The organism is Sphingobacterium paramultivorum, from assembly GCF_014109745.1.
Taxonomy (GTDB): Bacteria; Bacteroidota; Bacteroidia; order Sphingobacteriales; family Sphingobacteriaceae; genus Sphingobacterium; species Sphingobacterium paramultivorum.
On sequence record NZ_CP058555.1, the window covers coordinates 6,082,973 to 6,094,013 of the forward strand.

Annotated in this window: 7 protein-coding genes and 3 tRNA genes; 5 read left to right on the top strand and 5 right to left on the bottom strand. The window is 39.9% G+C overall.

All coding sequences use genetic code 11. From position 1 onward, the window contains the following. Positions 1–358: 358 nt before the first annotated feature. Positions 359–2,257, top strand: a complete 1,899-nt coding sequence (locus HS960_RS25255) for an alpha-L-fucosidase (RefSeq protein WP_159731281.1) — start codon at positions 359–361, stop codon at positions 2,255–2,257. Between the two features lie 268 nt (positions 2,258–2,525). Then, positions 2,526–3,878 carry an AcvB/VirJ family lysyl-phosphatidylglycerol hydrolase gene (locus HS960_RS25260; RefSeq protein ID WP_159731283.1) on the top strand — a complete coding sequence of 451 codons (1,353 nt, stop codon included), beginning with the start codon at positions 2,526–2,528 and terminating at the stop codon, positions 3,876–3,878. Positions 3,879–4,321: 443 nt separating this feature from the next. On the opposite strand, the gene HS960_RS25265 is transcribed toward HS960_RS25260, so the two are convergent. Beyond that, positions 4,322–4,394 (bottom strand) — tRNA-Lys (locus HS960_RS25265). A 268-nt stretch (positions 4,395–4,662) separates the two neighbouring features. Next, on the bottom strand, positions 4,663–5,616 hold the full coding sequence (locus HS960_RS25270; RefSeq protein ID WP_153844744.1) for an acetyl-CoA carboxylase carboxyltransferase subunit alpha: 954 nt from the start codon (positions 5,614–5,616) through the stop codon (positions 4,663–4,665). A 160-nt stretch (positions 5,617–5,776) separates the two neighbouring features. Between HS960_RS25270 and HS960_RS25275 the strand changes: the two genes are divergently transcribed. The 3 genes from HS960_RS25275 to chrA all read left to right on the top strand — a co-directional run bounded on the left by HS960_RS25275 (position 5,777) and on the right by chrA (position 10,114). Continuing rightward, complete coding sequence (locus HS960_RS25275) at positions 5,777–7,963, top strand: glucoamylase family protein (protein WP_153844743.1); 2,187 nt, start codon at positions 5,777–5,779, stop codon at positions 7,961–7,963. A 97-nt stretch (positions 7,964–8,060) separates the two neighbouring features. After that, on the top strand, positions 8,061–8,582 hold the full coding sequence (locus HS960_RS25280; protein WP_153844742.1) for an OmpA family protein: 522 nt from the start codon (positions 8,061–8,063) through the stop codon (positions 8,580–8,582). Between the two features lie 203 nt (positions 8,583–8,785). Next, a complete protein-coding gene (gene chrA, locus HS960_RS25285) occupies positions 8,786–10,114 on the top strand; it encodes a chromate efflux transporter (RefSeq protein ID WP_159731285.1) in 1,329 nt (442 codons plus the stop codon). A gap of 138 nt (positions 10,115–10,252) precedes the next feature. Here the strand turns inward: chrA and HS960_RS25290 are convergent. The 3 genes from HS960_RS25290 to HS960_RS25300 all read right to left on the bottom strand — a co-directional run bounded on the left by HS960_RS25290 (position 10,253) and on the right by HS960_RS25300 (position 11,016). Further along, positions 10,253–10,337 (bottom strand) — tRNA-Leu (locus tag HS960_RS25290). A gap of 5 nt (positions 10,338–10,342) precedes the next feature. Next, positions 10,343–10,415 (bottom strand) — tRNA-Gly (locus tag HS960_RS25295). Positions 10,416–10,527: 112 nt separating this feature from the next. After that, positions 10,528–11,016: a regulatory protein RecX gene (locus HS960_RS25300; protein WP_153847743.1), complete on the bottom strand. Its 489-nt coding sequence runs from the start codon at positions 11,014–11,016 to the stop codon at positions 10,528–10,530. Positions 11,017–11,041: the final 25 nt, after the last annotated feature.

Below are 11,041 nucleotides of genomic sequence, written 5' to 3' on the forward strand. Positions count from 1 at the left end.
TTCAATAAATACAGATAGCTTGTATCTGATTATGTTAAAAATATTTAAAAGATCTTTTGGTGACCATGGAGCAATCTATCGCTTAGATCACTGTTTATTTATTTTAAGATGTATATACGATATAAACATCCTATTAAAGAATAGGTTTTCTTTTTTGGGGGACTCGGATCAATATTTCCCCTAAAACGAACGAATTGTACACTAATAAAATGTAGTTTTAGATTATTTTTGATTATAGTTAAAATCGATCCTGTATTCCTTCCATTAGGTCGCCAGGAACGATAATTCAATAAATTTAGAAAGGGTGTCTGCCTGAAATCCTTCAGGTTGGATTTGCCATCTTCATAAAACCAAAGTTATGTTTAAAATCAAGTATTTTTTTCTTCTTATGCTTTCTTCGGGAATATTGTTTTCGAGCGCACAGATTAAAAATGTAAATGAGGGCAATGAGGCTTCAAATATGTTTAATGATGCGACAGCACGTGATAAAAATGCGATTGTTGAAGCAGAAACTGGTTGGTGGAAACAAGCTGCATTAACTCGTGAACAACGCCTAGAAAAATGGAAGGTAGCCTCATTTGGTATGTTTGTTCATTGGGGTGTTTATTCTCAATATGGAAATATTTGGAAGGGGAGGCCGGGAGGGGGCTATGCGGAGCATCTGATGCGTGTGATGAAAATCCCACGTAGTGAGTATCTTGATTCTGCACGTAGATTTAATCCTTTAAAGTTTGATGCAGAGGAATGGGTATTGTTGGCAAAAAATGCAGGGATGAGATATTTTATCATCACGGCTAAGCATCATGATGGCTTTGCGATGTACCCTTCTGCATTTTCAAGTGACTATTCATTGTCAAGCACCGCATTTAAAAGGGACCCATTGGCGGAATTAGCAGCAGCCTGCCATAAACATGGGCTTTTGTTTGGATTCTATTACTCGCATGCTTTTGATTGGGAGCATCCGGATGCTCCGGGTAATGACTGGGATTACAGTAATCCAGGTGGGGATAAATTGTTGGGTGGTACAAATTGGTTTGACAAACATCCCGAATGGTTGACAAAGGCCAGGCATTATGTAGATCAAAAGGCGATTCCACAGATTGAGGAACTTATTCAGCGCTATCATCCGGATTTGTTGTGGTTTGATACACCTCATAAGTTGCCGCTATCTGAAAACCTGAGAATTTTAAAGGCTATTCGAACAGCAGATCCGAATATCATAGTCAATGGTCGATTGGCGCGTACCGAGGAAAAGAATTATGGCGATTATCTGAATACGGCAGATCGACCTGAGGAGTATTATCCAGTTGCTTCTGGCGCTTATTGGGAGGCCATACCAACTACAAATGAATCCTATGGCTATTCGTCGACCGATAAGAGCCATAAACCGACCGCTCATTTTATCAAACTCTTAGCGAAGGCTAGGGCCATGGGTGGGAATATTCTAATGAATATTGGCCCCAAGGGTGACGGAAGCATCGACAGCGCTGATGTCGCTATTTTAAAGGGCTTAGGTTACTGGATGCGGGGGAGTAGTGGAAGTGTCATTGATGTTGGACCATCTCGTTTGCCTCGTCAGCCGTGGGGAGTCATTACCCAACGTAAAAATACCCTGTATTTACACGTTTTCGAACGCCCTCTACGGAATGATCTGATTGTCGGTGGACTGATTGCTAAGGTTAATTCTGTTTCGTTATTGTCGGGAGAAACGATCAGAAAATATAGGTCCGACAAAGATGGACTGCATATTCCTATAGATCAAATAACGTCTCAGGATGATGACCTGGTTGTGGTGGTGCAATTGAAGGATACGATAACTAATCCAATAAATCCTGATTTAATGTATGTGGATCATAATATCAATAAAAATCGGCTACTGACCTTTTATGCAAAACAGATAGGTAGTCCGATGAAGTTTGGGGATGGTAAAAGGAATCGCTACTATGTGACGGGTTGGGCTAGTTTAAGTCAGGGTTTGAGATGGGAAACGAATGTGTTAAATGGCGGACGCTTCAAGGTGGCTATACGGTATGTGAAAGATGTTGCAGGTACGGGAGGGAAGCTCGGCTTAAATTTAGGGGGGAAGAAGATTGATTTTACAATAGATCCGTCGTCTTCTGTCAGTTTGCATGACAATCAACTTGAATTGGGTACGGTGGTATTGCCAAAAGGCAAGCAAGTGATTGAATTAAGTGCCCATACTATAGCGGGGGCAGAAATGGTGAAGTTTTTGGAAGTAATATTGCTGCCCGAATAATTTGTATTGAGCTTAGTGAGCATCTGTCTTGCGGAATCGAGAACCGTTCAAAACGCTACAGCTAAATACATTTCGGCCAGGTAGATCGCCTATATGATCTAGGTTGGTGCTATGTGCTCAGATAGCTCTTAAGGTAAAATACCGTAGAAATATCTTTCATAATCCATTCGCATTTTATTAAATTACACTAGTAAATATTAACCGCTATCGAAGGATTGCCATGGATCAAACCGCTAAAAGATCATCTCTTATTTTATATTTCTTTATCATGTTGTTTTCGCAATGTGCCATCGCCCAACAGACTTTCTCCTATGGAAGTTTCGGCAAGCTGAGCATGTACGCGCCGAAAGGTAAACCAAATGCCTTGGTGTTATTTGTTTCTGGAGATGGGGGTTGGCAGTTTGGGGTAATTAATATGGCTAAATTTCTAGCTGCACAGGGGGCGCTCGTCGCCGGTATCGACGCGAAGCATTTTGCTACCTCAATGGCACGTTCAAAAAAGGATTGTTATTATCCTGCTGCAGATTTCGAGCAGCTCAGCATGGCCCTCCAAAAGAAATATCAGTTTGAAAGCTATCAGAAACCCATATTGGTAGGTTACTCCTATGGGGCAACCCTGATCTATGGCTTGATTGCCCAGGCTCCGGCAGGTACCTTTCGTGGTGGGATTGCCTTAGGTTTCTGTCCAGATATCAATATTGCTAAACCACTCTGTAAGGGCAGCGGATTATCTTCCCATATCTTAAAGCCCGGAAAAAGTTATTATCTGGATCGTAGCGAAAAGTTGGCCGCTCCGTTTTGGGTACTTAATGGTGTAAAAGATCAGACCTGCCCCTTTAATGCCACAGCAGATTTTCTTAAAGGGATAGAAAATGTCCAATTGGTCAGCTTGCCTAAAGTAGGGCATGGTTTCTCCATTGCCGATAATTGGCTGCCCCAGTTCCGGATGGCTTTTCAGAAGTTGCAGGTGGCGGGCCAGCCTAGCCAAAATACAGGCGTACTCAAAACGGATATGCCCATTGAGATACTGGAACCCAAGAGCTCTACAAGGGAATTGATGTTTATGATTTCTGGCGATGGTGGTTGGACCAGTTTCGACAGGGGGTTGGCCAGTGCTTTTGCGACAAAGGGGATCAAAGTGATTGGCTTGGATGCACAGAAATATTTTTGGAATGCAAAGACACCAGAACAGACGACAAAGGAAGTGTCCGAGATCTTGACCTATTTTCAGGAAAGGGAACCTAATATCACTTTTTCGATAATGGGTTATTCTTTTGGCGCCTGTGTGATACCCTTTATCGCCAACCGCCTTCCCGAGAAGTTGAGAAAAGCGACCACTGGATTGGTTTTGTTATCGCCAGATGACCAGGCCGATTTTGAGATCCATGTGGCGGATATGCTGAGTTTAGGTGATCGTAGTGAACCTTATGATGTAGTAGCGGAGTTGAAAAAAGTAAGTCTGCACAAACTGTGTATTTTTGGTTTCGGGGAAGATAGCGAGATTGCAGCGAAGTTTAGAAATACAGGAGCACCTGTAGAAATTTTGCCTGGAGGGCACCATTTTGATAATGATTACGAAGCCATTGTGGCTAAGGTGATCAGCTCCATAGCGATCAAATAACCAAGTTAATCATATACCCAGCCTAATGATGAAACATTCACTTAAGGCTAATGATTATTATTTCAAGGAAATTCTGGCTTTTCTATTCTTTTACTAACGGTACCTTCTTGGAGGGCCTTGCAGTGCTAGAGGTCTCGCTGATCGATGTATTGAGGTCTTTTTGTATGAGCAATATTGATTCGATCACTGTGATGTTGCTTTACCCGGCCTATTTCTGAGTCTTGAGAAGATCAATTTTTAGACAGTAATTAGTCCAGTCATTATTCAGTTTATACTGAACTATCATTGAGCCACTGAACGAGAACTGAACAAACACTGTAATAAGACCTACTTTCGTCCCTATTTGATCCTAATTTGTTCCGATCGAACCCTGGCGACACTTCTTTCGGGTTCAAATACTGCTAAAGCAAAAAAAGCTAATCGTAAGATTAGCTTTTCTTTTGTGATCCCGCTGGGATTCGAACCCAGGACCCATACATTAAAAGTGTATTGCTCTACCAGCTGAGCTACGGAATCCTTTCTGTTTTTGAAAGTGATGCAAAGGTAGAAAAATAAGTTATTTGTGCAAAATGTTTTTGTCTTTTTTGTTGATTAAAGTTGTAACTATTTAAAAATTACTGAATTATTTTTTGTTAAAAAAGCCTTTTAGGAAACTTGCGGATAGGATTGGTTCGTATGGAGGCTGTTTCTTGGAACGAGTGGGCGTATTTTTAATGCAGGATAGCCATAAAAAAAAGTCAGCTAATTGCTGACTTTTTTATTCTGTGGGGTCGTATTGATAACATTATTCAGTTACCACTCCCATTTTACTAAACTTATCAATTCTTTCAGTAACTAATGTATCGCTATCTTTAGCTGTCAATTCAGCAAGATCTTTCAACAGCTGGCTTTTTAGATTAGCCGCTGCTGCCGCAGGATCTTGGTGAGCACCACCTAGCGGTTCAGGGATAATACCATCAATCAAGCCGTTACCCAACATGTCTTCTGAAGTCAATTTTAATGCCTCAGCGGCTTTTTCTTTATGATCCCAGCTTCTCCATAGGATAGAAGAACAAGATTCAGGTGATATGACCGAATACCAGGTATGTTCCATCATGTAGACTCTGTTTCCAACACCAATACCCAAAGCTCCACCTGAAGCTCCCTCACCAATAACAACGCAAATGATCGGAACTTTCAATACAGCCATCTCCATGAGGTTACGTGCAATCGCTTCACCCTGTCCGCGTTCTTCAGCTTCAAGTCCTGGATAAGCACCCATCGTATCAATTAACGTGATCACAGGTTTATTGAACTTTTCCGCCATTTTCATTAAACGTAGGGCTTTTCGGTAGCCTTCAGGGTTGGCCATTCCAAAGTTGTGGAATTGACGCTCTTTGGTGTTTTTACCTTTTTGATGACCGATGATCATAACGGCATTACCATCAATAGAAGCCATACCACCGACGATCGCTTTATCATCCTTAACGGTTCTATCACCATGCAACTCGATAAATTCGTCGCAGATCGCTTCTATATAATCATAAGTCTGAGGGCGATCCGGATGGCGTGACATTTGAACGTTCTGCCAGCCTGTTAAATTGCCGTATATTTCTTTTTCAGTAGAAGCAAGCTTTTCTTCAAGCTCACGAACGGTTGCGCTCATGTCAACTTGAGTTTTTTCGGCAACTTGAGTTACCTTTTCAATTTGCAATTGCAAGTCTGCAATTGGCTTTTCAAAATCAAACGTGGTTTTCATATATCTATTTTATGAAAATATTCAGAGGGCTAATTTAGCGCATTTTTTCTGAAATTAAAATTAGGGAGGATAATATCATTGGAATTCCTTTGTTACATTTGCGTTATAATCGTACTGGTGGCTTAGTTTTTGATTGTAGGCCTGTGAAAAATGTTGACTTATGCTGAAAAAATATTTTTACTTTCTTTTGTTACTGATCTTACCTACACTTGTTCGATCAGAAAGTTATCCTGAGGTTTTATTTGACAATAGTGTTATCAACGGGAGTTATGCTAAGAGTATCGCTCATTATACTGGTGAATCATGGATCCAAAATGTAAGCTATAGCCTACCAGTTTCTGATAGCTTGTTTTTTACGCCAGGCAATTCGCTTTCTTTGCGGTACGTTTCTTCTCCTAATGGTAAATGGGAGGCAAGTATTTTAAACGATAAACAGAAATTTCCCTATTTAATTGCCAAGGATGATCAGCTAACTTTTAAGCTTTTTATTCAAAGCAATACTGAAAAGGGACAATTGCCAAAAGTCACCTTACAGCAAAATGATACAAGGACAAATGCTGTGGATATCGCAAATTATATCGATGATTTTGCTTATGATACTTGGCTTAATGTTTCCATTCCAGTCGCCAAATTTGTAGGAATTTCATTAGGGAAGCCTGTTTCGGCTTTAATTTTGGAACAGAATGGAACTGCACTGCAGACAAATCAATTATTTATCGATCAAATAGAGTTTTTGCCCAAAAACTATCCAAAGGTAAGACTGTCATCAGCAGCTATCTTATCTAAGATCAGTTCCGTGGATAAACAAGTCGAGTTGGTCTGGCAATTGCCGCTAACACCAAGTATTCGCTATGTGAAAATCTACCGTTCGGAAGATAAACTCAATTTTCAGCCGATCGCAATTTTACCCATCTATGTACAGAAGTCGCTAGATAGAGTAAATGAATATAACAAATCTTATTATTATAAGATCGCTTGGGTAGACTATAATTATGTTGAATCTCCTTTTTCTGAGGTTAGGGAGGTACAGACAAAAAAAGGTACGGATACGGAGATGTTAAATTTTATCCGGAATGCTCATGTGAATTATTTTATAGACAACTATGATGTGAATAGTGGTATGTTTCTGCCTGATCGAGGCAATAGACAGGCTATTGTATCTACAAATGAAACTGGCTATGCGATCTTGGGTTTGCTTGTGGCTGGAGAGAATAACTTGATCTCGCGACAAGCTCTTTTGGTCAGGTTAACACGGATTGTGAAATTTTTGAGTAGTGCACAACAACATCAAGGGGTCTTTACGGCGCTTTACGATGGCCGGTCGGGGGTGCCTTATTATCGCGATTCAATTCCAACATACGATTTGCGCGGAACCTCCCATATCATGGAATCGCTTTTAATCGCTCGCCAATATTTTTCTAAAGAGGATCCTGAGGAACAGACCTTGAGAAATAACATTACGAAGCTCTGGGAACGCATAAATTGGAACTATTTTACAGACGCACAGAATCCTGATGTACTCTGGAATAAGTGGTCGCCTGTAGACAGTACAGCTAGATCGAGGCCTTTGGGGGGATTTAACGAGAGTTTGGGTACCTATTTACTGGCGATGTCTTCACCTACCCACCCTTTAGCTATTTCAGCTTATATCAATGGATTTGCAACCAAACATAAAGGCAACGAATTGTATTTTGGGGATGAGTCCAATGATTTAGCTCCTGAACTCAAAATGAAATTAAATGATTCTTTAGCGCGTTCAATAAGTGCAAACCCTTTAGTTGGCGACATGGGAAATGCCGGAATTTCGATCTACTCCGACGACAAAGTTATTTTTGCCAAGAGTATTGCGGGCGGCAGTTTAAATGAATCATTGATGTCTGTTTATCGTCCCTTTTTGATTATGGATCCTAAAGGGAAAGTAGATGATTTTGTAGATTACAAGAAATATTTGTCGAATTATATTCTTGCCTATAAACGGAGAGATAATGAAATGAGTATAGGGACACGATTTACAGATATTTGGGGCGTGGAAAATGTGGAAGATACGTATCAGGGGTATTTGGTGAATCCTGCAATAGCTATTGCAGCTTACCCATTTGAAAAGGAGATTGGTCTAAAAGCATTGCGTAAATTTTACGAAGAATACGCTGATGTGTTATTTACACAATATGGTTTCAGAAGCTGGATTGATATTAAAAACAACGATGTTTCTGAAAGCTATCGTGCGAGGAATCAGGCAACGATTGCCGTGATGATCGAGAATGCAAATTCAGGCATGATTTGGAAATTGTATGAGAATATTCCTGAGGTAAAAAAGACTTTAGAAAAAGTATATACCAAGAAATAGATTTGTTACGTTAGATATGACGTAGAAGGGATGTCATATTGGACTTTTTTCGCTATATTTACGTGCTTAAATCGATATTAAATACGTTAGAAACGACATGCTTAGAAAAATTAATTTGGGAATTTTAACCTTATGTGCAAGTTTATCGTTATTTTCCTGTAAACAACAAGCTATTGTAGTCAATCCAGGTGCAGTTGTAACAAAAGATGGAACTGATGATGGTTTGAAAAATGTGAAGAAGGATTTTAATGACGCGAAAAGAACTGATGAAGGGATTAAGTTTAGTATATCGTCTGATTTATTGTTTCCAACAAACTCTTCTTACCTATCTGAGAAGGCAAAAACTGAAGTTAGTAAATTGGCGTTGATCTTGAAGGAAAGTAATAATAAGATCAAAGTCGATGGGTATACTGATGCTACGGGTACTGTTGAGTATAATCAGTGGCTTTCCGATAAAAGAGCGGCGTCTGTTAAGAAGTTCTTGGTAGATTCAGGGGTTGCTGATTCGCGCATCACGGCAAAAGGTTTCGGTCAGTCAAATCCAGTTGGAGATAATAAAAGTCCGGAAGGACGTCAAAAAAATAGAAGAGTGGAAGTTACTATTTTAGATAAAAAATAGTTTATCAGACCAATTCTTAATATAAAAAAAGCGAGATATTTAAGATATCTCGCTTTTTTTATGCAGTTATATAGCGGTTTTATACCGCTGTATATGGTCTCCCGAAACAAGGTATTTTAAAACAGGAGACACCGGAATGGGTGCTGTTCTGCAGAAATTGCTTTCGATAAAATCCGGGCCTAAGACAAATAGCGTTGAAAAAGATGAATTTAGAGGAAGAAGATAATAGACAGAAGCCAATTTTTCGGGAAGCCATGTGGTTTTGGTTTGTGTTAGGTTGGATAAGTTTTGGTGGAACAACAGGCCATGTGACCATTATGCACGATTTTTTGGTCGAAAAGAAAAGATGGGTAAGTAACAGGAAGTTTTTTCAGGCGCTCAATGCATGTATGTTGTTACCGGGACCGGAAGCGCATCAATTGACGATTTATTTAGGATGGAAGCTGCACGGCGTAAAAGGTGGTGTGTTGGCCGGGGTATTTTTTATTGTTCCCTCACTGCTTATTATATGTGGACTCAGTACGCTATATGCACACTATGGCAACTCCGCATTGCTTATTGCTTTATTTTCGGGTTTAAAACCTGCAGTTCTAGCGATCATTATATTTGCAACCTTTCGGGTAGGGCAGAAATCTCTTGTCAGCACATGGCATTATTTGGTAGCATTGGCCGCTTTTTTTCTATCGTATTTTGCTGGGGTTCCAATGCCCTGGATTATTGTGGGGGTGATCGCTTTTGGTCTACTACTATATACAATCTTGTCAAAAACTTCCCAAATTGATGCTAATCGTGAAAATGAAGATAAGCAGTTTGAATCTGCTTATTATATCAATACGCTCGAAACACTTCCTTCCGTATCCTACCGTCGTGTTTCTCTTCAGGTGCTGCTGTTTTTCTTACTATGGTTGATTCCGTTGACCATTTTGCTGTTTTTTACCATCGATACTGAATTTTGGAAGACACTTTCTTTTTTATTTACAAAGTCCGCTTATTTGACGATTGGAGGTTCTTACACCGTCATTCCCTATGTTGCGGCCCTTGTGACAGAGAAATTGTTTTGGCTTTCGAAGAGCCAGATGATAGATGGATTTGCTCTTGCAGAGACGACTCCGGGGCCTTTAGTGGTTGTTTTGGCGTATGTTGGTTTCATGGCTGGCTTCAATCATTTTCATCAGTCCTATCTCATGGCAGCAATAGGTTTGATCGCGACAGCATATTTTACTTTTTTGCCAAACTTTGCCTTGATTTTTGTTGGGGCGCCACTGATCGAACGGGCCCAAAAAAATACATGTATACAATTTATCCTATCTTTAGTGACGGCATCGGTGGTTGGTGTAATCGTTAATTTAGCCTGTTATTTAGGTTTAGGAATTCTATTTCCAAGTGGTGTCAGTTCTTGGTATGCCATTGAGCCGATGGCTCTGGTTTGGGTGCTATTCTCACTTTTTCTTTTATTCAAGTATAAAATAGGCATGTTGAAACTTATATTGTTAAGTTTAGTCTATGGCTTTCTCTTATTTTTATGGCGATAAAATAAAATGTCCATTGGCTGATGAGCTTCGCAAGCAAGTTTATTAAAGATTGAAGGGAGTCTTGTGAATTTGATAGAGCCATTCGAGGTAACATACGCGCATAAACAAGAAAAGCCCATCGTTAGATGAGCTTTCTTGTACCTAGGGCGGGAATCGAACCCGCACTCCCTTAACGGGAACAGGATTTTAAGTCCTGCGTGTCTACCAGTTCCACCACCTAGGCAGGTGAGCGAAAAACGAGATTCGAACTCGCGACCCCAACCTTGGCAAGGTTGTGCTCTACCAGCTGAGCTATTTTCGCATTGGAATTTTATTTCAATTTTCAAAAGAACCTTGCGTTCCTTTTTGGTGATGCAAATATAGAGCGAAAATTTAATATTGCAAAATATTTATTTACTTTCTTTCTGTGTTTTTTATAACTCCTTTGAATTCAGTGTGGAAAAAATTAAATCACTCTCAAATCCGCGGGATAGCGCAAACTGATAAACTTTGTTTTTCACTGTATAGTGGTTCTTACCACTAATTTCACGGAGTTTTTTGTCAACGATATGATTTAAGATTTGTTCATATTCATCTAGATCGATTTGCTTAAATGCAATTTTTATCAATTGTTCGGAGACCCTTTTTGCTTTGAGTGCCTGCTTGATTTTTACTTTACCCCAGCCTTTCATGCGGAGTTTTCCGTTACAGTAGGCAATAGCAAAGCGTTCTTCATTTAAAAAATTATCGCTGATCAAATTGGCCAATACATTTTCGACTTCTTCTTCGTTTAGTCCCCAGCTGTAGAGCTTATCGCGTACTTCTTGCTGTGCGCGTTCTTGATAGACGCAATAGCTTTCCGCTTTCAACTGCGCCTGATGCTGCGTTAATATCTTCTTGTTTCTTTTTTCTTCGTCAAACATATTGTCAAAATTTCAAAAATAATAT

What these genes read in the sequence shown, in the direction of transcription:
- HS960_RS25255 (WP_159731281.1), top strand. Translation starts at nt 359, where the DNA reads ATGTTTAAAATCAAGTATTTTTTTCTTCTTATGCTTTCTTCGGGAATA.
- HS960_RS25275 (WP_153844743.1), top strand. Translation starts at nt 5,777, where the DNA reads ATGCTGAAAAAATATTTTTACTTTCTTTTGTTACTGATCTTACCTACA.
- HS960_RS25280 (WP_153844742.1), top strand. Translation starts at nt 8,061, where the DNA reads ATGCTTAGAAAAATTAATTTGGGAATTTTAACCTTATGTGCAAGTTTA.
- HS960_RS25270 (WP_153844744.1), bottom strand. Translation starts at nt 5,616, where the DNA reads ATGAAAACCACGTTTGATTTTGAAAAGCCAATTGCAGACTTGCAATTG.
- chrA (WP_159731285.1), top strand. Translation starts at nt 8,786, where the DNA reads ATGAATTTAGAGGAAGAAGATAATAGACAGAAGCCAATTTTTCGGGAA.
- HS960_RS25260 (WP_159731283.1), top strand. Translation starts at nt 2,526, where the DNA reads ATGTTGTTTTCGCAATGTGCCATCGCCCAACAGACTTTCTCCTATGGA.
- HS960_RS25300 (WP_153847743.1), bottom strand. Translation starts at nt 11,016, where the DNA reads ATGTTTGACGAAGAAAAAAGAAACAAGAAGATATTAACGCAGCATCAG.